The organism is Alteromonas sp. NFXS44, assembly GCF_040148705.1.
Taxonomy (GTDB): Bacteria; Pseudomonadota; Gammaproteobacteria; order Enterobacterales; family Alteromonadaceae; genus Alteromonas.
Window position 1 is genome coordinate 370978 of sequence record NZ_JAGDEA010000008.1, and the last position, 23688, is coordinate 394665.

General features: G+C 49.9%; 18 protein-coding genes. 7 read left to right on the plus strand and 11 right to left on the minus strand.

Annotated features, from left to right (window positions below; all coding sequences use genetic code 11):
* Positions 1-91: 91 nt before the first annotated feature.
* The 5 genes from J3369_RS12655 to J3369_RS12675 all read right to left on the minus strand — a co-directional run bounded on the left by J3369_RS12655 (position 92) and on the right by J3369_RS12675 (position 9646).
* The gene (locus J3369_RS12655; protein WP_349587379.1) at positions 92-1486 is read right to left on the minus strand and encodes a metal-dependent hydrolase family protein; all 1395 of its coding nucleotides are present in this window, start codon (positions 1484-1486) and stop codon (positions 92-94) included.
* Positions 1487-1611: 125 nt separating this feature from the next.
* Positions 1612-4551 (minus strand): amidohydrolase family protein, encoded by a 2940-nt coding sequence (locus tag J3369_RS12660; protein ID WP_349587381.1) that lies wholly within the window; start codon positions 4549-4551, stop codon positions 1612-1614.
* 42 nt (positions 4552-4593) lie between these two features.
* On the minus strand, positions 4594-7929 hold the full coding sequence (locus J3369_RS12665; RefSeq protein ID WP_349587384.1) for a TonB-dependent receptor domain-containing protein: 3336 nt from the start codon (positions 7927-7929) through the stop codon (positions 4594-4596).
* Between the two features lie 66 nt (positions 7930-7995).
* Positions 7996-9114, minus strand: a complete 1119-nt coding sequence (locus J3369_RS12670; protein WP_349587386.1) for a FecR family protein — start codon at positions 9112-9114, stop codon at positions 7996-7998.
* A complete protein-coding gene (locus tag J3369_RS12675) occupies positions 9080-9646 on the minus strand; it encodes an RNA polymerase sigma factor (protein WP_349587389.1) in 567 nt (188 codons plus the stop codon). The genes J3369_RS12670 and J3369_RS12675 overlap by 35 nt, the downstream gene beginning before the upstream one ends.
* Positions 9647-10041: 395 nt before the next feature.
* Here J3369_RS12675 and J3369_RS12680 point away from each other — a divergent pair, with 395 nt between their 5' ends.
* Positions 10042-11928, plus strand: coding sequence for a gamma-glutamyltransferase family protein (locus J3369_RS12680; protein ID WP_349587391.1), 1887 nt, complete (start codon positions 10042-10044; stop codon positions 11926-11928).
* Between the two features lie 53 nt (positions 11929-11981).
* The gene (gene ggt, locus J3369_RS12685; protein WP_349587394.1) at positions 11982-13715 is read left to right on the plus strand and encodes a gamma-glutamyltransferase; all 1734 of its coding nucleotides are present in this window, start codon (positions 11982-11984) and stop codon (positions 13713-13715) included.
* Positions 13716-13749: 34 nt separating this feature from the next.
* Here the strand turns inward: ggt and J3369_RS12690 are convergent, their stop codons facing one another.
* From J3369_RS12690 to J3369_RS12710, 5 genes are read right to left on the minus strand one after another with little or no spacing between them, the layout of a single operon-like run.
* Positions 13750-15081, minus strand: coding sequence for a sensor histidine kinase (locus J3369_RS12690; protein ID WP_349587397.1), 1332 nt, complete (start codon positions 15079-15081; stop codon positions 13750-13752).
* A gap of 33 nt (positions 15082-15114) precedes the next feature.
* A complete protein-coding gene (locus J3369_RS12695) occupies positions 15115-16278 on the minus strand; it encodes a lipocalin-like domain-containing protein (protein ID WP_349587400.1) in 1164 nt (387 codons plus the stop codon).
* The gene (locus J3369_RS12700) at positions 16275-18830 is read right to left on the minus strand and encodes an FtsX-like permease family protein (RefSeq protein ID WP_349587403.1); all 2556 of its coding nucleotides are present in this window, start codon (positions 18828-18830) and stop codon (positions 16275-16277) included. Before J3369_RS12700 ends, J3369_RS12695 begins: the two co-directional genes overlap by 4 nt.
* A gap of 3 nt (positions 18831-18833) precedes the next feature.
* Positions 18834-19484: an ABC transporter ATP-binding protein gene (locus J3369_RS12705; RefSeq protein WP_349587406.1), complete on the minus strand. Its 651-nt coding sequence runs from the start codon at positions 19482-19484 to the stop codon at positions 18834-18836.
* A gap of 57 nt (positions 19485-19541) precedes the next feature.
* The gene (locus J3369_RS12710; protein ID WP_349587658.1) at positions 19542-20018 is read right to left on the minus strand and encodes a CreA family protein; all 477 of its coding nucleotides are present in this window, start codon (positions 20016-20018) and stop codon (positions 19542-19544) included.
* Between the two features lie 146 nt (positions 20019-20164).
* Here J3369_RS12710 and J3369_RS12715 point away from each other — a divergent pair, with 146 nt between their 5' ends.
* Positions 20165-20539, plus strand: a complete 375-nt coding sequence (locus J3369_RS12715) for a hypothetical protein (protein ID WP_349587408.1) — start codon at positions 20165-20167, stop codon at positions 20537-20539.
* A gap of 54 nt (positions 20540-20593) precedes the next feature.
* On the opposite strand, the gene J3369_RS12720 is transcribed toward J3369_RS12715, so the two are convergent.
* Positions 20594-21208, minus strand: a complete 615-nt coding sequence (locus J3369_RS12720; RefSeq protein WP_349587411.1) for a LysE family translocator — start codon at positions 21206-21208, stop codon at positions 20594-20596.
* A 180-nt stretch (positions 21209-21388) separates the two neighbouring features.
* Between J3369_RS12720 and J3369_RS12725 the strand changes: the two genes are divergently transcribed.
* From J3369_RS12725 to J3369_RS12740, 4 genes are read left to right on the plus strand one after another with little or no spacing between them, the layout of a single operon-like run.
* Positions 21389-21736 carry an ArsC family reductase gene (locus J3369_RS12725; protein ID WP_349587414.1) on the plus strand — a complete coding sequence of 116 codons (348 nt, stop codon included), beginning with the start codon at positions 21389-21391 and terminating at the stop codon, positions 21734-21736.
* A complete protein-coding gene (gene dapE / locus J3369_RS12730) occupies positions 21736-22863 on the plus strand; it encodes a succinyl-diaminopimelate desuccinylase (protein ID WP_349587417.1) in 1128 nt (375 codons plus the stop codon). The genes J3369_RS12725 and dapE overlap by 1 nt, the downstream gene beginning before the upstream one ends.
* On the plus strand, positions 22860-23534 hold the full coding sequence (locus J3369_RS12735) for a M15 family metallopeptidase (protein ID WP_349587420.1): 675 nt from the start codon (positions 22860-22862) through the stop codon (positions 23532-23534). The genes dapE and J3369_RS12735 overlap by 4 nt, the downstream gene beginning before the upstream one ends.
* Positions 23531-23674 (plus strand): DUF2897 family protein, encoded by a 144-nt coding sequence (locus tag J3369_RS12740; RefSeq protein ID WP_119501727.1) that lies wholly within the window; start codon positions 23531-23533, stop codon positions 23672-23674. The genes J3369_RS12735 and J3369_RS12740 overlap by 4 nt, the downstream gene beginning before the upstream one ends.
* Positions 23675-23688: the final 14 nt, after the last annotated feature.

Genomic DNA, 23688 nt, shown 5'->3' on the forward strand with positions numbered 1-23688 from the left:
CGGAACTAACTTCTTTTAAAAAACACTAAAACTCACGAAATGCCTCCATTTGTTACGAAAACGTTTAATTTTAACATTTAAGCGGCAACACTTAGTCGTCCAGAACGTTCTTAAATATTTCACCATCTTTCATAATGAACTTAAGATTCTGGCTGTAATTCACAACAACCTGCTCATCAATTAACGGGTTACCACTGTAAATCAGAATATCTGCGTAAGCTCCGGGCTCAATGACACCCAGTTTTCCTTCTGTGTAAGGATTCAACTTACCGGACATGGCAAACAGGCGGGCATTCTCCGACGTGGCCTGTTTAAGCACTTCCAGTGGCGTAAACCATTTCACCCGTGATGTAAACTCATTGAGCGCCCTTTTCTCATTTCCTAAAGATCCGAAAACATCAGTGCCATAAGCCAGATTGACCTTGTATTTCTTTGCCAGCGTCATTTCTCTGTTTATGCCCTCTCTGACCATGAGCGATTTCTTTTCCCGGTCAGATAATTTTTTGCTTAAATCCGGAGCAGGCCTTAAACCCCAGTGGCTTTGCGGCACCAGCCAGGCATCTTTCTCTTTGACCAGTTTCATCGCTTCTTCTGAAATAAGCTGACCGTGATCGATACTTTTCACTCCGGCTTCCAGTGCACGGATGATGCTTTTTTCGGTATACGCATGCACAGCAACGTACGTGTCCCAGTCTTTGGCCGCTTCCACTGCAGCTTTTATTTCTTCCGGCGCAAATTGCACCGAATGAATAGGATCGTAATCAGAAGCGATGCCTCCGCCAGCCATCACTTTAAGCTGAGTCGCACCTTTTCTCAGGTTCTCTCTCGCTGCTTTACGAACCTCCGCCTTACCGTCCACCAGATAAAACCAGTCCTGCTGGTCCATTGGCATCACCGGACCACCGGCGATGACACGGTTAGGTTCATTGTAATTGCGGAAATCGCCATGGCCGGATGTTTGCGATATAAACGCACCGGAAGGATAAATGCGCGGACCGGGTATAAGCCCTTCATCAATAGCCTGCTTTACTCCAAAAGAGGGACCGCCGAGATCCCTGACAGTGGTGAAGCCCAGCATAAGAAATTGTTTAGCTGTAAGTGCAGATTTGATCCCCACGTACATCCAGTTCTCGTCGTTGCGCATCCCGGTAATTGACGGCGAGGTCTGGGCAAAATGGGTATGCGCATCAGACAAGCCGGGGATCAGCGTCTGGCCTTTGCCATCGATAATTACCGCATCCTGTGGTGTGTCGATTTCTTTTTCGACGGCAGTGATAAGATTACCGGTAATCAGCACACTGTAGCCTTGCTTAAGGGAATCACTGGTGCCGTCCCACACATTAACATGCCTGATGAGGGTCAGTTTTTCAGCACGTGCCGTGACAGGAGCAAGGACGGCTAAACACAGGCAAATTGAGTATATGAGCGTTTTGAAAGCGTTAAATTTTGAAGAGGCCGGGAGGTGTGAAGCGATGAAGGTTTGCATCTTTGTAGTCCGTGAAAGTGATGTCTCCTGCTATAACGGAAAACCTGACTTCTGCGGAACCTTAAAACATATCAAATCAGGAAAGAAAACCGGTGATGCCGGACGGCATCACCGGTTAAACACGGCTATTCTTCGTGATAAGTCATATCCAGCAACTGTTCCTGCGTGTAAACGCGGCCATTGGTGATAGCCGTGTTCACCTTTGATGCATTGTAAACATCTGCCAGCGGATCAGCGTCGAGCAGAATGATATCAGCCAAACTGCCCGCCTTTATCCTGCCGGCATTGAGACCCAGTACATCAGCCGGTACCGAGGTTGCAGATTTCAGTGCTTCATAAGGAGTGAAACCCGCTTCATTCACATAAAAACCCAGCTCGCCGTGCAGATTCATCGCAAGTACCAGATCTGTACCCGCTGTGATGGTTGCGCCCCGGTCATAGAGTGTTTTTAAGGTTTTAGCCTGCTCTTTCAGGCTGGCAAGATAGCTGGCAGGAAACACCATCGGGTTTTCTACACCTTTTTGCGTCCACAAAGGATAAAGCGACAACCTTTTATCCTTTTTCAGTTCAGGATGCTGTGCAATCAGCATATTTAATGACCCGAACATGGTGGGTGTGACTACCTTATTCATCAGTTGCAATGCATCGTCATAAGCCCTGCCACCTATTTGCTTGGGGCTGTACCCGCGGCGGCTTGTTGCGCCGAGATGTTCAAGGCGGTCAACGCCACTTTTCGCAGCAGGATAGATCTCATGGGTGGTCACTCCCACGCCCATCTCATCATGGGCAAAATCCGTTACCCGTTTTTGCTGGGCATCGGGTAGTCTGACGTAACTTTTAAGCAGATCGTACTTTAATGCTTTTGCCCGCTGCAGTTCTTTTTCCAGATGCGCCGGCCCGGCAATCGCAACACCCATTTTGTAGTAAACCCGTTGCCATTCCATCAAATGGCCGGTGGTATAAATTCTCGGGCCTACTCTCACACCGGCTTCACTGGCCTCACGATCTTCCACACCATGATAAGGCTGGTTACCCGGGTCCCTGAGCGTTGTAATCCCATAAGCCAGCCAGCCTCTGTGCGCCCCCTGTCCGAAGTCTTTCTGCGGATGCACATGACTTTCAATCAAACCGGGCATGGCATATTTACCTGTTCCGTCAATAATTTCATAGCCGGATGTGGATTTACTGTTGCGGGGGACAATATCTGTGATCGTATTGCCGCTGATAAAGATGTCCCTGTCTTTTTGCAAAGTATCCGTTTCGCCGTCAAACACATAAGAGACTTGTATAACTTTTTTGTTTGCCGGCTTTGCCAGCACGTACGTCATGTCGAAGGGTATCGTCTCAATGTTACCGGTGAAAAGATTCACCATTTTTAACTTATCATCTGACTGGTAGAGGATAGTTGCTGAGTCACCCGACCAGGTGGGATTGTGCGCAATTTCCGATGTATAACTTCTTGGCGGGCCCAGAGGTTCGCCTTTATCGTCAACAGGCCACACATTCAGTTCACCACCGTAGATACCCGCCATTTTTGTTCCGTCCGGCGACCATACTGGCCCGCCTCCCCCTCTGGTATCCACTGACAAATTCTCCACCGGCGTACTCCAGTATGGCTTTTCACCGTTTACCGGAAATATATAGGCCTGGTTAGTCCCTTCACGGAAGCTTGCAGAAAACTGATCAGGCAGAGCAACCATGATCCGGCTGCTGTCAGCAGACCATGACGGTTTTCCCGGCTGTTTAAGCGTCTGGCTCATCTGAAAAGCGGATTTTGCGTCGAGATCGTACATGCCAAGACTGGCTTCGCCCCACATTTTATCTACGCTCAGATAGGCAATTTTACTCCCGTCCGGTGACCATGCCGGTCCGAGAGGTTGAGTATCCAGTTCAGTTAGCTGCTCAGATTTATTAGTAGCAATGTCATGTACCCACAACTGCATTTTATCGCCACCGCGATCCGAAGAATAAACCAGTGACTTGCCGTCAGGAGACCAGGCAGGATCCGCTTCCATGTAGTGGTCTTGGGTAAGGTTTACGGGCTTTTCACCAATCTTCATGAGATACAGGTCTCCCACAGCGATGAAAGCGACGTATTTACCGTCCGGAGATAAAGACGGCCGCATGATCCCTAAAACAGGGCGCGGCTTGTCTGATGTAAAATCTCTTTCTGCTTTGGCATATTCCGGTGTGAAAACGGTCAGGTTTGCAGTAAACGGAATATCAGAAGCAGCACCGTCAGCGGCCAGTGTTTTTATCTTACCGCCGGCAACGTAAGTTATCTCACCGGAAGCTGAAAGACTGGCTTTGAACTCAAATACTTCTTCACCGGACGCAATTACCCTGTTTCCTCTTTTCATTACGGTTTGATTGTCACCACTTGCAGCAGCATAAAACAGCCCGGCCTTGTCCCAGAGCATAGGAGTAAGCGCATGTTCCGCTTCCTGTTCGATGGTTTCGTTGCCTTTGGCATCTATGGTGACCAGTAAATGACGTCCCTCCCGCATTGTAGTGTAAGTCAGCGCATCGCCGGACGATTTCCAGACTGGCATCCGGTTCTCGTACTTATCGTCCGTCAGTTGGGTGATGACACCGGAAGCAAGCTCCAGTTTGTATATGTCGTAACTGTTAAAGCTGTTTTTGCGGTCGGAAGCAAAAGCCACAAATTTTCCGTCAGACGACACAGCGGGCTCCCTGTCATCATAAGGCCCCCACGTCAGGGCGGTCATATTTTCGCCGCTTCTGTCTACCGACCAGAGATCATAACCGCCATCTTTAAAAGAGAAAAACACAATGGTCTGATTGTCAGGCATCCACACTGGTTGCCTTGCATCCTGATATTCGCCGGAAATACGCGTAGCTTCACCGCCGCTAACCGGTAAAGTCCATAGACTGCCCTGTAAATCCATCACGATGGTTTGCCCGTCAGGAGACACACTGGCAGCCATGGCGGTGCCTTCCGTCACGGTGATACTCTCAGATTGTCCGCTTGCTGCAGCAGCCGGCAGAGTCAGTCCCGCTGATACTAACAGGCAGCAAAGCAACGCGCTTTTCGCGATATTCATGTGTTCATCCTGTGAAAAATAGTAGAAGAAAAAAGTAGCGCATCAGAAACGTACCTCTGCGCTGGCGTAAAAGTAACGTGAAAAAGGTAAGTAGAGGTTTGCAAGATAATCGCCGGACGCATTAAGAGGCGGGGATTGACGGAACATATTCCGTACCCCTACTTCTGCATCAACAGCACCTGCAGGACTGTCATCAAAGGTATATTTGACGGACGCATTCCATGTCGTCATCGAAGGTACTTTAAAATCAGAGCCGTCGGCGTATCTCCCGTCATTAAGATGGTGGGTATATTGCGCTGATAATCTGCATATCAGTTTCCGGAATTGCCATGTAAATCTGGCAAGGCCTTTCCATTCAGGTTTTTTACCGTTCACACCTGTTTCATTGCCATTGCCAATTACAACAAACCCGTCGATAAGTCCGTTATCCTGTGCGGCCTTCACTTCTTCCATTTCTGCCGTCAGTGCCTGCTGATAACTGATCAGCTTCGATGCGGCCAGATGAAAAGAAAAGTCGCCCCACTCCAGTGATTTGTATGCGCCGTCCATCGCGAAATCGGCGCCTTTTACTGACAGTGAGTTTTGGTTTTGATAATCGGTCTGGATAAAGAGGATCTGTCCTGCCGCCTGCAAACCGGTATGAGTAAAAAGGCTTTGTTGTTCACTGTTCGCATCGTTTCGCACAATGCGGCTATCCTGCGACTGCATGGTAGTGCGCAGATACAAATCACGTGCAATGACGTCTTCCACGGGCGCCACGCCAACCCTGTCGGTAATGTCGATTTGCCAGATATCTGCTGAAAACGACATGTTCCCCTTGTCACTTTTCGTACCCGGGATCTTGTAAACCAGGCCGGCTGTGCGGTTTACCGAGCGCTCCGGCTTCAGGTTTTCATTCCCCGCAATATGCCAGGTCACTGCGTAAGTAGCTGAACAACCGGCGTAGCTTTCAATATATTGTTGACGCTCAGCCGCCTCACAGAAAATATAGTCGGTATGATTGTTGTACCTGGCCATTTCACTGGCATTGAGCACTTCCAGATTAGGCGCTTTGAATCCCTGAGACCACGAGCCGCGGATAAGTAAAGAATCATTGACCTGCCACACTGCCGCCACTTTCGGCGTAGCGATACTCCCGACATCACTGTAACGCTCATATCTGCCGGCAATTTGCAGATCCAGAGCGTTTATGAAGGGCAAATCAAATTCAGGTGAAACAAGCGGCATCGCCAGTTCACCATAGACAGACATCACCTGCCGGCTGCCTGCTGAATCCGGTGTTGGACTGGTTCCTGCCAGGTCACTGAGGTACTCATATCCGGTATACCAGTCGGTATAGGTTTGCGTCCCGTCCACCAGCGGATCTCTGTCGTCTTTCAGAGATTCATAGCGAAACTCAGCACCGGTAGCGAAACCCAGCTCCCCCGCAGGGAGTTTAATCAAATCAGGTGATGTTATTTTCACGTCCCATGACGCAATTTCAGACACGCTGTTGCGGTGTGCTTTTACTGCAAAATCAGAGCTGTCTGCCTGAACATTCAAACCGCCGGAAAAAGGATTATATGCATCGCTGCTGCGCCCTGAAATGGCTTCAGCAAATGCCGACACACTGTAGCCGTCTGACGTATCGGCTGCGTGGCCTTTTGAATAGAGGAGCGCAGACTCCCAGGCCAGACCGGCGGATGTCAGTCCTTTTAATCCGGCGAGAAACCGCGATTGTGTATTATGTACGTCAACAGTGCGCAAACCACCACCGGTAAACCGGTATTGCCTGATTTCAACAGGCACGCCATCATCAGGCACATTATCCAGCTCGCTTATCCGGTTTGGGTTAATGGTGCCGTCAGCGAGAGTCAATGCGCCGAGGGGGTTATAGTAGGCGTCAGCAGGCACATAAACCGGCGTATTCACTGAAAAAAAACCGTGACTGGTCACGTAATCTGATGCCGCTTTGTACAAGGCAATTTCGCCGAAGATTTCCGTGTCAGGCAGCCATTGCCAGTTGAATGTGGAAAAAAGATTAACCCGTTCTACACCGGGGGTAATGTAAGTACCTGCAGCGGCAAAGTCATACAAATAGTCACCTGCTGCACTACCGGACGCATAGCATGTGCCGCTGTAACCTTCAGCGATGCAGTTATTGCTGCTTTCTGCCTTAGTATGAAAATAACCGGCGGCACTGGTGAGTGGCTGACCATTAGCACTAACTTGCGCGGGAGCAATAAAGTTACCCCACGGGGTATAAACACTTCTACCATCCAGAGAAGCGGCATTTTCCAAATCGGTGTTAGCAAAAAAGTTGCGGTGGTCTGATGTTGCGGTGTACCACTGATCGGCGGCATATTGGGGAGTTCTTTTGACCACATTGAACATCAAAGACACATTTCCCTTTCCGTTGTCAAAATCCGTTCCGGCAAAGCCGGTAAGTTCTGAGTCTGTCCGGCCAGTGCCCTCTGCTTTGCCATAACGGAGCTTTAACCCCGCACCTTCAATATTTTTTCGGGTAACAATGTTTACCACTCCGGCAATGGCATCTGAACCGTAAATCGCAGAAGCACCGTCAAGAAGGATCTCCACTCTGTCCGAACCGTAAAGTGGAATGGCATTGGTATTAAATGTGGTAGTAGAAATACTGTCGTCCACGGTTGAGGTGGTGGGATGAATGACGGAACGCCTGCCGTTAATCAGCAATAACGTGTTGGACGCGCCAAGATTTTTCAGATTCAGCGAAGCGGTATCTCCCCTCGCTGCGTTACTGCTTCCCGGGATCCATGACTCATTCCAGGTAATGTCGCCCATCTGCGGGATCGCTCTGACCAGTTCGTTGCCGTCAGTCACTCCAGTGGCATCAAACGCATCCGTACCGTAAACAGCAACAGGCAAAGCGGACTTCAGACGGTGGCTGGCAATGGCGGTACCGACAACAGAAATCCTTTCAAACTGCGCCTCACCGTTTTCGTCTTCGCCGGTAATATCCGTCGTTTTTGAATCATGCTCATTTTTTGCTGACGCCCGCCGCTGAGAACGGTTAATAGCGGACGTCAGAGATGACTTTCCCACAGAAGAAGCCTTCTTGATAACAATGGTTTCCTCTCCGATTTTTTCGAATGTGAGGGCATTTTCACCCAGTAAATGTTCAATAGCGCCTGCACTTTCATACATACCTGACACTGACCGGCTTTTGATATTTTTGATGAGACTGGCATTCACCGCGACCTGTAATCCGGACTGCTCAGAAAATTCGATCAATGCAGCGTTCATAGGTTGCGACGGAATATCAAAGGCAATCCGCCTGTCTGCGGCATCGACGCTGTGACAGATCAGACCGGCTGACAACACTGGCAGTAAACCTGTCAGCCGGAATTTTCTTTTCCTCATCCGGTACCCCTTAAATGAACAGGGCAAAACGCGTCATGCATCCAGTTAACAGCGGGGAAAGTCACGTTATATCGCCCCGGCATGTACAGATAACACGATTTCCGAGTCACCGACATAAGACACACTGAGCGGAAAAGCATGGGGCAGCACTTCGACCCACTGCTCCAGATTGCCGGTAAAAACAGTACCTGAGTAAAGAAACTCCTTGGCTTCCTCACCGGCGAAACGGATTTTAATTTTCGAGTAACGGTTAATATCTTCAACCACATACATGAGCTTTTCTTCCATGTATTGAAGCTTGCCGTCTTTCCATGCCAGGGATGCATTCACAGGAGACACCGCAATATCAGAAAGGTATTCTTTGTCGTAATAGACCCGCTGCCCTGCCGTAAGGTAGGCATCGATGGTATTACCGGTTTTGGTTTCATCCTGCTCCGGTGCAATACTGATTTTGCCCTCAGCAACAATGACAACAACCCGCTCAGCCTGTTTGGAAATATTGAACTGCGTTCCCACAGCAGTAACAACCCGATTCCCGGTGACCACAGAAAATGGTCTGTCAGCATCTTTTGCCACATCGAAATAAGCCTCCCCTCTTTCCAGCACGATCTGACGGCGGCTCTTGCTGTATGCGACAGAAACCAGGCTTTGACCACCGAGGGTAATGACCGAACCGTCTTCCAGCAGCACTTCACGGTTTTGCCCGGTTGCAGATTCATAGACAGCAACGTCAACAGGATAGTTACCGCTGAAATCAGAAAGGTTGACGATAGCGATACAGAACAGTGCGGCATACACCACAGACAAGGTGGATACCTGAAACGGCCGCCAGTCATATAATTTTTCAAGACTGAAAACGCTGAACGGATTGAAGGCGCGTTTTTTTGCCGGTTTTTTCCAGCTTTCTATCTTTTCTTCTCCGTCGTAATCATCAGCCAGCAAATCTCTGTCGTCCGGCCACACAAGGCCTTCCATATCACCTGACAGGTTCAGCACCTCTTCAACCCGTTCGTATTCGCGAATATTTTCGGGCGATTCAGCCAGCCACTTTTGCCATTCCTGAATCTTTTCCACGGCAATATTCGGGTCCTGCAATTCATAAAACCATTCGGTAGCGATCTCAAAACGTGTCCTGTTTTCAAAATTCACTTCAAATATCTCCTTGATGGCTATCCAGTCTGTCACGGCAATATTCCGTGGCGCGGACAAGGTATTTTCTGACCATCCTGTCTGAAATGTTCATCAGACTGGCAATTTCACCGGATGACAGCCCGTGTAACCGGCTGAGCAAAAACGCTTTCCGGCATCTGGGAGGCAATTCATTGATAAATCCGGTCATCAGCTTGAGCTGTTCTTTTTTTAACGCATATTGCTCTTCGGACGGGTGGTTACTTTCAACAAACGTCAGTGGTTTGAAGACAGTGTTATGCTGCTTGGATCGCAGACGGTCGATAGCCAGATTAGATGCAATTTTAAACAAATAGGCTTTGAGGTAGCTGATTGCATCCGGTTTATCGAGATCCAGCAGTTTTACATAAGCTTCCTGAGCCACTTCGTGGGCATCGGCATCGGAGCGGAGCCTGGCTCTGAGAAACTTGATCAACGTATCATTATGCTGCCTGAACAAGTCAGCAATGATTTCTCTCTGACCTGTAATGGCTTTCTGACAAGGTAGCGCAGTCTCTTCCGGTTCGTGTTTTTCTATGGCTCTTCCCATAAGCGCCTTCTTCTCAGTTTATAACGGACAATGACTAAGACGGTGATGTCCCGGTCAGCGGAACTTTTTTTGTGAAAAAAGTGAAAATCCGTCAACACAGTTGCGGATATGTCCTGAAAAGAAAGTATGCCGGTACACAGAGACTGGCAGAGGATAAAACGGAAAATGATTATTATTCAGAAGCAGGCAAGTTTCTGATTACCTGATAACTTTTGCATGCAGGCCACTGCGGGGTCAAGGTCTTTCTGCATTCATAGCGGGTGATTTCTAAATGCTATAATGAATGAACAGATAATGCCCGACCTGCAAACACACATTTATTCACACTGAGTGGTTCCGGAATTACCGGCGCAGACGTTATAGCCATTTTCTCCAGTTAACCGGAACCTTCAACCATGACAGCCAGGCACAAACTGTTTTTATTGCGCTTTCCAAAACGCCAGCTCATCCGTACTTTGTCTCTCTCACTGGCAATCGGCTTAACCGGCACAGTCGTAGCTCCCGCGAACGCTCAGGAAGCGGCCTATCCGCTGCAGATGAGCAGTTCCCGCACCATCCACCGTCCGGAAGTGCCGGGACCAAACGGCCTGGTGACAGCGGGACACCCTCTGGCATCCATGTCAGGACTGAAAATTCTCATGGATGGCGGCAATGCGATTGATGCTTCTGTTGCGGTACTTGCTACATTAAATGTGGTGCGCCCGCAAATGTCAGGCGCCGGCGGCAACGGTTTTGCTACCTACTATAATGCAGCAACAGATAAAGTGTGGTCGCTAAGTGCCACGGGCGCAGCCCCCCTTGCACTGGACGCAGCTTCACTTGAACCGGAACAGTTAAATAAAGGGATCCACGCAGGGGCTGTTCCCGGCCTTTTTGGCGGATGGATCAGCATGCTGCAGAAATACGGCACAAAGAGCCTTGCTGAAGTGCTGGCGCCGGCTATTGAATATGCCGAAAAGGGGCATCCGCTGGAAGCATCAGTTTCCAAAGCAATCAGTTACGACGAAGAATTGTACCGCACCATGCCTACCAGTGCGGATATGTTGTTGCCGGGCGGTAAAGTGCCGGCAGCGGGCGAACTGTTCTACATGAAAGACCTCGCCGCCACATTCAAAAAAGTCACAGCAGCAGAAGCCACGGCACTGGCACAGGGAAAATCCAGAACCGAAGCACTTCAGGCCGCTTTTGACCGCTTTTACAAAGGCGATATAGCAAAGGAAATGACCCGTTTTTATCAGCAAAATGGCGGTGAGTTCACTGAAGAGGATTTCGCAGCCTATCAACCACAATGGGTAAACCCCGTGCATGTGAATTACCGTGGTTATGATATTTACACCTCCACTCCGACCTCACGGGGAGGTCTTGAAGTCGCCATGCAACTGAAACTGGTTGAAGCTTTTGACCTCAGTCAGTATGCCCCGGATGATCCCCGCGTCACCCACATTCTAGCTGAAGCCATTAAGCTGGCGAAAAGTGATGTGTATCATTTCGTGGCCGACCCGAAGAAATTTACGATTCCGCTGGAAGGCTTACTCTCTGATGAATATATCACCTCACGCGTCTCTTTACTGAAGCCTGCTGAAGCAATGACCTTTCCTGATCACGGTGAACCGCCGGGGAATGCCCAGTCATCAGCCTATCTGGCTTCTCTTGAAGGGCCGTTACTGGTAGATGCCAGCCGCGAAAAATCCTTTGCCGGAAGTACCACAAGTTTCTCGGTCATGGATAAAGCAGGCAACGTCGTTGCAATGACGCCTACCCACGGCGGTGCATTCGGAACGGGCGTTGTTGTAGGCTCTACAGGTTTAACATTTAACAACGGCACGCGGGTCGGCTCCACGTCACCCTACCCTGACGATATTAACTACGCCCGTGGTGGTCAGATCCCCATTCTGAATAACTCCCCGGTTATTGTCATGAAAGATGGAAAATTTCTGATGGCACTTGGCACACCGGGCGGTGAAACCATTGGTCAGACACAGTTTCAGGTGCTGGTAAATGTGCTGGATTTTGGTATGGGTGTTCAGAAAGCCATTGAAGCACCGCGATTCAGCATTTTTGCTGAACCTAATTTCTATAAAGCCGGTGCAAAAATTACCATGCGTATTGAAGACCGCATCCCTGTCGCTCAGTTTGAAGGCCTCAAAGAGCGGGGTCATGATGTCACTCTGGCGCCTTCATATTCACTAGGCAGCATTCAGGCAATTCTGCGTCACCAGACCTTTGGCACTGTGACGGCCGGTGCAGATCCGCGGCGTGCCGCATATGCAGTAGGCTGGTAAATCCCGCTTAACAGTATGAATTCTCCTAAAACAGTTTTATCAGGAACATAACTATGAAAATCATCAGAAGCGGACTTAATCTCAGGCATGTTATTTTATCAGCAATGGTTCAGACCAGTTTGTTCACCACATCCGCATATGCTGCAACTACAGAAATCCAGACATCAGAGAACGTGGTGTTACAGGAAATCCGGCCGGAAACCGGCGGCCTGCACGGTGCAGTGGTTTCTGAGCACCCGCTGGCTTCTCAGGTAGGCTACGACGTACTGAAAGCCGGTGGTAATGCCGTAGACGCCGCCGTATCAATGGCAGCGATGCTGTCGGTTGTCCGACCCCACATGAACAGCGTGGGCGGCGACACCTTCGCTTTGTTTTATGATGCTGAAACCGGTGAAATAACGGCACTGAACTCATCAGGCAAAGCCGCAGGACTGGCAGAACCCGGATTTTTCACATCGCAGGGGCTAGAAAGGCTACCGTTTACCGGTCCGCTCACAGTGACCGTGCCGGGTACCGTGGCGTCATGGGAAGCCTCGCTTAAACGTTACGGTACAATCAGCTTGAGTGACGCACTGCAACCGGCTATCGAAGTGGCACGGGACGGCTTTATGGTCAGCACAACGTTAGCTGCGGATCTCGCCAAAGCCGGCCCGCGACTGAATGAAGCGGGCAAAGCGGTATTTTATCCCGCCGCTGCACCTTTAGAAGCTGGTTCAATACTGAAAAACCCTGATTTAGCCGGCAGCCTTTCTGCGATAGCGAAAGATGGCGCCTCAGTGATGTACGAAGGTAACCTCGGACAAAAGATGGCAGCGTTTCTGGAAGCTGAAGGCAGTCCTTTACGCGCTTCAGATTTTGCCAGTTTCAAACCTGAATGGACAACCGCGGTGAGTATGCCTTTTCAGGGTAAAAACGTGCACACGGTAAAACCCAACTCCCAGGGCATTGTGCTTTTGCAAATGCTGACAATGGCCGGCAACATGCCACTTAAAGAGATGGGCCAGAATTCAGCCCCGCTGTTACACAATTTAATAGAAACCACCAAAATTGCTTTTGCTGACCGGGACCGCTGGGTGGCAGATCCGGCGTATGCTGACGTACCTGTTGGCGGGTTACTCGATCCTGCTTACCTGAAAAAACGGTATGCGCTTATCAGTAACAAAGCGAGCGCAGATTATATCTCAGGTCTATCTGTTCCCGATGATAAAGGAGCCTTACTGAACGAGGACGGCGATACCGTATTTTTGATGGTCGTGGATGAGAAAGGCAATGCTGTGAGTTGGGTTCAAAGCCTGTACTCCAGTTTTGGTTCAAACCTCATGGTGCCGGGAACAGGCATTGTACTGCACAACCGGGGTGCCGGTTTTTCACTGGAGGAAGGACATCCGAACCAGATTGCCCCGGGTAAGCGACCTTTCCACACGTTGATGGCTGCCATGGTAACTGATGACAATGGCAAGTTTGAAATGACCATAGGCACACCCGGTGGTTCAGGGCAGCCACAGTTTATTACACAGGCGATTATCAACAGCTATGTTTTTGATATGTCACCGCAACTGTCCATCGAATCCCCCCGCTACCGTATTGGCTCCGGTACTGCCGTGACTTTAGATGAACGCCTGCCTGACAGTGTGATCCGTTCCCTGACTGAACAGGGCCACGACATTACACTGAGTGAAAGCTGGGTGGCCAATTTTGGTAGTCTGCAAATTATCCGCCGTTTACCCAATGGCGTGTTGCGTACCGGTGCTGATATGCGCCGTGAAGCAACCGCGCTGGCGTGGTAACAAACATTAATCAATCACTGCCGGTGTGGTCTTTTCAGCCCGCCGGCAGAGTTATTGTGAAGCGGGTACCTTTAAAAGGTGTTTGTACTGTGCGTCCTGCTGGCGGCGATTCGGCGGTGATCTTTCCATCGAAACTCGTGACAAAGGTTTTCACAATATTCAGTCCGTAGCCAATGCCCAGCTCAGACTCTGTTCCCATAGAAGACACGTTCTTTTCCACGGTGAACAAGCGGGCAAGTTTTTCTCCCTCAATGCCGGTTCCTTCGTCTTCGAGAGTAATGGCAACGGTATCGCCATTCTCTTCTGCATCCAGCCTGATGGTGCCGTTGTGATAGGAGAATTTCACTGCGTTGGACAGCAAATTCGCCATCACCTGATGGGTAAACAAACCGGGATCCACGTTAATCCGGATTTTCGATAACTTCTCTTCGTCATAGGTAAACGTGAGGGATTTATGCTGCAGTTTCATCTCAAACAACGATGATAACAGGCCGACACAATCAGCCAGGCTGCAGGGCTGCTTTTTGATTTCAAGGGATTCATTGGCCAGCAAATACATTTGCTGAACACGCTTTGTCATATCGGTCAGTGACTGGCAGGCAATATCAATATTATCAATATAATGTTCCGGATCCCCCTGGCGGGTTTTCAGCGCCCAGCTGGCTGCATAGATACTGGCTACCGGCGTGCTCATATCGTGGGTCAGTACCTTTAATAACATACTGATGTTAGCGTTCTGTGCAGACAATTTCCGCTCGTATCGTTGCTGCATGATCAGATGGGCATACATCATGGTGGTGTTGATAAATATCCAGCCGAACACCATCAGCGACTGGAAAACAGGTGACATGATACCGTCACCACTGCCCGGGAAATTAAAGCCATTAATGTCCATAAGAAGCAGCGCCAGGCATACGCTGGTGGTGAGTGTTGCCCAAAGCACCAAGCCCCGCATACCGGAGATGATCCCTGCCAGACTTGGCAAAATTCCGAACCAGATCAAAATATGGCTGTTGAATCCCCCTGAATAAAACGCTGAAACCAGTTGATGGCTCATGCCTGCCAGCAACATGATGTTAGAAATTAAAAAGACGCGGTTAGAGAACCGGTAAAATAACGGGCTGATCAGGTGCACGATGGATGCAACAAGGCTGATAACCTTGGGGGCCGTGCTGCTCATAAAAATGAACGACACTGCGACATAAGCCCACATGAGGACACCGGTGCACAACACGGTGATAAGATGGGCATGGATGACTCTGGGATCGAGGTCGTTTTTTTTCAGCCTGACGGCGGCTATGTAATCAAAAATGTGCCAGTAGAGTTTACGCAGGACACCTTGAGACTCAGTTCGTTTTACAGACATCGTATTTCAGTTATGATTAACGAATAACCTAATTTACGGGTTTTGCCCCGTTAATTCCATAAATCCATGCCCTGAATGTGTACCTTCTACATTCACCCTGCCTTCATAGTAGGAAAAGCGTCCTTCGTTCCACTGTCCGGTTTTAAAGGGACTGATATTCAGATCAAGATTTTTTGACGGGATCTTCATGTTCCAGCGCACCTGAGCCGTGCGGCCATGAAAGGATTCGGCTCCGTCCGGAATCAGAGATAAATCATCCTGCGACAAGGTTTCAGAGCGTCCGTCAGCAAAAATATAGGTGCCGGTGACATAAGGAGGCAGTTTATTAACGTGCATTCTGAACGCCATTACTTTATCACCATTATCCAGGTGCAGTGAAAACCAGTCCCAGCCTAAGGCATCGTCACTGGCCAGCTGGCTGCTCCATTCATGATCGAACCAGCCAGCCCCTGTCACTTCCGTCTTTTCACCGTGACTGTTTATCACCCCGTTTGCCTGAATAAATGGCTGACTGTAGTAATAAGACCGGTATTGCTCACTGGCTGATTTGGTGCTGTAGCCCTGCTGTCCGTGAAGCACGTACGGACCATTTGCGGTCAGACTGAGGGTAATATCCGTATGCCGGTTTATGGTGAACTTAAGCTCAGACGGGGTAAGTGCATTCCCTTGTGCCTGCCAGCGCCAGTTGTCAATAAAGGCACTGAACGGTGCTGTTGTGACACCGGCCATACCGGTGCCACCGGCAGCGAATCGTTCTTCAAACTCATGACTGACAGCACTGTGCAAAGACGCATGCCCCATCCACCATTGGTTATCCGCCCAGTTATTTGGCTCATATCCGTCATTAATGAATCTGAAGAGTGTGAATTGCAGCCCGTATTCGTCCGGTCCGGAGCCGGCTTCAGGTTGTGTGTCTTCCAGTACAAACGTGAGATACCACCATTCGAGGCGAAATGCCGGATGACTGCCATGATCATCAGGCAGAACGACAGGCCTGTCAGCGCTGACTGTTGCACTTTGAGGAAGTTTCCGGCTTTCAGGCATATTCAGACCACTGAAAATGCCACCGGCTTTCGCTGTGTCACCGTCCTCCTCAGCACCTGAATCACCGGAACGGGTTATCAGCTGAAACGCCGGCAGGGTGACCAGAAACAACGCAAAACTGATTATCAGCACAAGTGCAGCCCGCTTTCTCACAGCCCTTCCTCCTGCCTGAGATCCACTTTTGCGTTCATTTTTCCCAGAGGCAATAACAGAATAATAAACACTACAGCCATGCTTAGCATAAGACCGGACAGCAAAACGTCCACCGACACATTCAGCGGATAAACCCAGTAGAACGCGTACCGGTTTACCTGAAAGATAAATACATGAGCCAGCACAATACCAGCCGGCAATGCCATTAACCCGGCCAGCAAGCACAGCAACATATATTGGAATATCAGTACCAGTCGTAATCGCCACTGACCAACCCCCATGGCCCTCAGCACATTCATTTCAGGACGGAGATCAAGAGTGAGCACACTGACAGAAATGGCAAAAGCGAGACCGGCCACCAGCAGGGTTGCCACGTTCAGCGCATCGGTAACGACAAAAGTACGGTCGAAAGTGGCCATAGAACGGGTGATCAGTTCACCGGTAAAATACAGCGATCCGGCATTGGCCAGTACGCTCAAATCCGGTTTCTGCCCGGAGAGTGCATGATGTTCATAATAAATCGCCGAAAGTCCGGCATAGCCTGACGGCGGTGAAAATGCCGTAAGGGGTAACAGAAGCTGCGCTTCAGGATTACCATAGTCCGGATAAATCCCGGCAATCAAAAAAACGTCACCGGATGTTTTGTCAGAGAGGCTGACCATGGTGCCATCATCCGTTTGAATGTCGCTTAATACCACACTGTCGCCGGGCTCCACATTTAGCCGGAATGCCAGTTGCTGATTAACAAAAATACCTTCCCGGGATCTAAACTGTGACCAGGCCTGCTCAGCGGATGAATATAATGCAAGGCTTTTACGGGCAATGTCGTCAACCGGGAAACTCTTCACTGAAACCGCCAGGCGTCTTTCAGTTGAAGGTACATTAAGACTAATAATGCCCCGCCCTTCATAGACTGAACGGGTTTGAATCTCATCATTAATTAACTCCGGAGGTGACGGAGCGTCTGAATAAAAGTATGCTGGTGCGGACAATCGCTGCATCAGCCAGTCTTCAGTGGCTTGCCTGAAACTGTCTGTCATCACATTCATGCCGGTATTCGCGGTGAGGGCAATAAAAAATGCACAAACTGCCAGTTTACTCTTTGCAGAAAGGCGGTGCGTGCCCGCTGCCACATAAGACAATACCGGCATTGAAGACGTCACCAGCCTGCAAACCATTGCTGTGAGTGCCGGCAACCACAGGATAACCAGCACACAGCCACTTAATAACACTGCGCCGGTGCTCACCAGCGCGGTCAGCGCACTGCCGGCATTAAAAACAAAACCTGCCGCAATGCCAGTGACTATTACTGTAGTAAACAGGCGTCCGGCAACAGACAGTGTTGTCTGACTCTCACTGAAACGGCGCAGAGACAGGGCACCGGATAGCTGTTTAACCGGAATAACAAAAAAAATCGCCAGCGCAATCACGCTGATGAGCCAGGCCAGCAGCACCATCTGCACAATAAAAGGTGAAGGCGAAATAAATACCCCGTCGAACAGGCCGGCAAACACAGACTGCAACACCGGAGTCAAACCTCTGGTAAGGCCGAGCCCGCACAACACCCCCGCCGGCGCGGCGATAAAACAATACAGAATAAGCTCTGCGAACAGCGCAATGAGTATTGTTTGCTTTGCTGTACCCAGTTGCCTCAGCCGTATAATCGTTGCCAGCCTGGCACGGTACATCAGCATGAGTGCATTTAAAATGATGAACAAAGCCACTACCGCCATAAGCATACCCATGGCCTGCAAATTTAATCTGAAGCTGGCTGACAACGTACCGGTTTCTGCCTGAACCGGCGGCGGTATAAAAGTAAGATGAGCAGGTAGTGCAGACTTTAGCTGTGCGATTTGTTGACCATCCGGGTCGCCTGCAACGATCAGCGCAGACAGAGGAGTGTTGTCAGGCGTAATCTCTTTCCGGTAAAAGTTTTGCAGACCAGTTACCAGTATACCCTCCGGCAGCCCCTGCACAGAGACAGGCTGCCGGACAGGCGTCCCATCGCCGTACAGTTCCTGATTGTCACAGGTAAAGCCTGTAATAACCCCCGGTGCAGCATAGCTGATTATGCCTGATGTATTTCCCCGGTTGCCGGGTTCAAATAATACAGAACCACCGGAAGCACTCTTGAACGTGCGGGACTGAACAGTCGTGTCAGGTAATGACATGAGGGCTGTTTCATCGATAGCGGTCAGGGTGACAGTTTTTGCGTTTTTACCTTGCTTTCTGTCGTTCCCGGTATCACCGCAGGAAAGTGTAATGTCCCGCTGACTGATACCAATCAGCCCGGTAAACCCCTGCTTTCTTAACCGGATATAGTCTTGTTTCGTTAATGACTCAACATCAGAGCGCGGCGACACCGTACCGGCAGCAAAGAACCCGGGAGTACCGGAAGCCAGCTCCCCCTGCCTTGCGCCTTCATTAATTAACCAGACGGCAGAGAGCCCGCCAGTGGCGACTAGTAATGCCATGAGAATAAGCAACGGCTGCCATGGCCGGGTCAGTGCCATTCTCAGAAAAACGTGCAGCACAGGAAACAAACCGTGCATGCCTCAGTCTTCCAGCTTTCCGTGACGTAACCAGCATTGCCGCTGCGCGAGAGCGGCTACTTCATTACTGTGTGTTACCACAACCAGCGTAGTATTCAGCTCACGGCACAATGCATATAAAGCAGAAGATACTTTCTCACTGTTGTCTTCATCCAGATTGCCGGTAGGTTCATCTGCCAGAATGAGGGAAGGTTTATGAACCAGAGCACGGGCAATGGCAACCCGTTGCTGTTCACCGCCTGAAAGTAAGGCGGCAGACTTACCGGCCAGCGCGCTGATCCCAAGCCGTTGCATTATGTGCTGCTGATAATCAGGATCCGCATTGCCTTTTAACCTGGCGGTAAAGGCAATGTTATCCTCAACAGATAAACAACCCAGCAGATTGAAACTTTGAAAAACCACTCCCAGATGTTCTCTGCGAAACCGGTCAGCCTGCTTCTCGCCCTTAAAAGGCAGAGTAACGTTGTGAACAGTAATGGAGCCGCTGTCCGGTTCATCAAAACCGGCAATCAGCGAGAGTAATGTAGACTTGCCGGAACCGGATGCGCCGCGGATACTGACAGACAGCCCGGTGTCCAGAGATAAATTGAGATCGTCAATAACAGGCTTGTCGCCGTCACCGAACCGCTTACTGAGGTGGCAAATTTTCAACATGGCGCTGTACTAACCCTGCATCTGTAAAGGTGTCCGGAAAGGTGAAGCACCGGAAAATCAGCGCCCGCCTTCATTGCTGTTTGCTGCAGCTACTTGCGCCTGCGTGCCCCACAGCGGCACAGTGGATAAACTATGTTTGAAACTACCGGAAGTCTCTTTCGTAGAATATGCCAGATACATCAGTGTCTGGTTTTCAGCGTCGAGAATGCGCCGGATTTTCATTGACTTAAACAATATGCTTTTAGACTTGGTAAACAGCACATCGCCGTCTTTTCCCTTGTCGATTTTATCTATCATCTCACGGGTTATCGGGCCGGTCTGACGGCAGGCAATGGAACTGTCTGACGGGTCGGAAAAATCCAGATTGGCTTCAATACTGGACACATGGCAAGTTACACCGGTGACCACAGGATCGGTAAAGGCGTCCAGCTTAATATCTTTGGTGGTGAAAACACCCAGCGACACATCGCCAACTTCATTTCTGTCACAGCCACTTAATAATAAAACGGCTATAATACTGACTATCACCCGCATACCTGCTCCCCCGGTTAAGTTCATAGTTTTCTTCATCTTAGTACTGTTAATTCAGATTGGCGGATTACACCGGCTATATTAAACCCTTTTCAGTTTGAACCAACCCTCATTTGTGCCGTATCAGAAGCAGCACTCAGGAGAATACCGTGAAACAACCTTTACCTATGCAATTATTTGAGCTGTGGACACTGGCACCTCAGGTTATCGCCACCCGGTTAATGCAGATGGCCACCACGTCATACCCGGCAAAGAAATCCGAAGTGCGTGAAATGAATGAGATGTGGACAGAAAAGGTACAGGCCGTGGTCAGTGCCTGTCAGGCTGTAACGGCAGAATCCATGCGTTTTCAGACGAAGATTTTTTCCGCAGTTGTCAGTAATGCCATGACCCCTGCACTCATTCCGCAAACCACAGCACAGGCAATGCTTCGCTACGGACCTGCAGCGGGAACAAAAATGACAGAGAAGCTGGTTCAGCCTTTTCACAAAAAAGTAAAGTCAAATGCCCAGCGTCTGCTGTAGCACCGGTCATCCGGTGCTTCAGCGTTGTAACATCGGATGTAAATAAAGAACGGTTTAGCCGGCTGCCAGCCAGATCCCCACACCGATCATCAGCGTGCCGGCAATCCGGTTCATCAACCTGACATTTCCGCTTTTCATCAACAGCGACCTCAACGAGCGGCCACCGGATGCATAAATCAGCAGGCAGGTGAATTCGAGCAGGAGAATAATCGCAATCAGGCTGACCAGCTGAGCTGCCAGCGGTGAGGCGGTATCAAGAAACGGTGGCAACAGCGCAACAAAAAATGCCCACCCTTTGGGGTTAGCAATGGCCGTGATAAAACCCTGCATAATTAACGCTTTTTCCGTGGCCTGTGCCGCACTGTCAGTGCTGATAGCCATTTTGCCCCGTGACATCCACATTTGTATGCCGGTATAGGCCAGATAAACCCCGCCGGCATATTTCAGTACGGTGAACACATCCGGATAATTTAATAACAGTGCTGCCACACCGGCGGCAGAAAGGGTTGCCACAAGACCGACGCCGGCCAGTTCTCCCAGCATCATCCACAGTGCCCGCTTAACGCCGATACTCATGCCCAGTGTCATCGCCAGCGTCATGCACATACCCGGCGTCACAGAGACAAAGAAAAAGGTGGGAATAAAAACAGACAATAAGCCGGTGTTCATAAAATAATGTCCGCAAAAAAAGAGCATGGGAAATTGCCAGAAACCTTGGCAAAACGCAACGACGAGCCGGCAAAAATGAGGCAAATATACGCTTTGTCATGACCGTTTGCCCCTGCGCCGGTTGCGCCGGCCAGCACAGTTAATTAGACTGACCGGCAACGTATTATCACGATGAACACTATGAGCACTACTCTTTACGGTATCAGTAACTGCGATACCATCAAAAAAGCCAGAATGTGGCTTGAACAGCAAAATATCCCTTTTACTTTTCACGATTACCGTAAAGACGGTCTGGACGAAGCCTGGCTTAAAGAAACAGAAAGTCATCTGGGCTGGGAAAACCTGCTGAATAAACGGGGCACTACTTTTCGTCAGTTACCGGAAGAAGATAAAACAGATTTAACCCGTGATAAGGCCCTGAGCCTGTTACTGGCAAATCCGTCGATGATTAAACGCCCTGTGCTTATTCACAACAACAGCTACCATCTTGCTTTTAAACCTGCTCAGTATGAGGAGATTTTCGCCTGATGAGTACTGTTATCGATGTTGCCAAAAATCTGATCAACCGCCACTCAGTCACACCTGAAGATGCCGGTTGTCAGGACTACATGAAGGCCTGGCTGGACGAGTCAGGTTTCAACCATGAAACCATGGTATTCGACGATACCACGAATTTATGGTCCCGACGGGGCATTGAAGCTCCCCTTTTGTGCTTTGCCGGTCATACCGACGTTGTCCCAAGCGGGCCGGAATCAGCCTGGCAAACCCCGCCGTTTATCGCCACTGAAAAAGACGGCTATCTGCATGGCCGCGGTGCAGCAGATATGAAAGGCAGTCTGGCAGCGATGATGGTCGCTACCCGCAGATTCGTTGCTGACTATCCAAATCACAAAGGCAGCATCGCCTACCTCATCACCAGTGATGAAGAAGGGCCCTTTATTAACGGCACCACCCGCGTTATCGACACGCTGGAAGCCCGGAACGAGAAAATTACCTGGTGCATCGTGGGCGAACCCTCCTCCACTTCACAGGTGGGAGATGTGGTGAAAAACGGCCGCCGTGGTTCTCTTACCGGCGATATGACAGTAAAAGGTATTCAGGGTCACGTGGCGTATCCGCATCTGGCTAAAAACCCGGTGCACGATGCCGCCCCTGCGCTGGCCAGCCTGAGTCAGGCACACTGGGACAACGGCAATGAATTCTTCCCGCCCACCAGTTTTCAAATCTCCAATATTCACGCAGGAACCGGTGCAGGCAATGTCATTCCCGGCACCTGTGAAGTGTGTTTTAACTTCCGCTTCTCAACAGAAGTCACCGACCGGGAATTAATTGAGCGGGTCACCACCATCCTGGATGGTCACGAACTGGATTACCATATCGACTGGACCTTTAACGGTCAGCCGTTCCTGACAGACTCCGGGGATCTGGTTGAGGCTACACAGGCTGCCATCAGTCACGTAACCGGCAGAGAAACGGAATTATCCACTGCCGGCGGTACCTCTGACGGCCGCTTTATAGCGCCAACCGGCGCACAGGTCATTGAACTGGGTCCGGTGAATGCCACTATCCATAAAATCGACGAATGCGTATCTATGGCCGATCTGGAAACACTGACTGATATTTATTACGACATCATGGTCAGGTTACTGGCATGAGCATGACGGCATGGCTGGGTATCGATAATCCGTTTCTGGTTCCTCTTGACGATAAGTTCTCTATACACCGTGATGTAAAAGAACCATGGCTTGCTTTGCAGCGGGCCGCACAGAAGGACGGGCTCGATTGTCAGCTGGTCAGCAGTCACCGCGACTTTACCCGCCAGCTGGCTATCTGGAACAGAAAATGGCGTGGTGAAGCCACCTTGTATGACGCGCAGGGAAAGGCCCTCAATCATAGTGCCCTGTCCGATGATGAAAAAATTGATGCCATCCTGACCTGGTCAGCATTGCCCGGCGGCAGCCGTCATCACTGGGGATCAGATATTGACGTATTTGATAAACAGGCAGTGAATAAATGGGGACAACCCTTCGAACTGGTGGACAGTGAATACCGTGAATCCGGTCCATGCTTCGGACTGGCTTGCTGGATGGATAAAAATCTGCACCGCTTCGGTTTTTCACGCCCGTTTCTGGAAGACAGAGGCGGCGTGGCTGTGGAATTATGGCATCTGACTCATACGTCAACAGCCAGCACATTTGAACAACAACGCCGCGCAGATGCGCTGGCAGACGCCCTGAAACAGGCAGACATGGAAGGCAAAGAAGCAGTGCTCAAACGCATTGATTCGCTGTTTGAGCGTTATGTACTGAATAAGGGGATAAGATGAGTACCGGATGGTTAATTCTCATCATTTTACTGGCCGCCGGCTTTATCATCGGCAACATTTTGCTGCTTAAGTCGTCGTCAAAGTTCAGAGTACCGAAAGACTTCACGCCGCGAAAATGGGATGACGAAGAAGACAAATAATCTTCTTCTTCTCA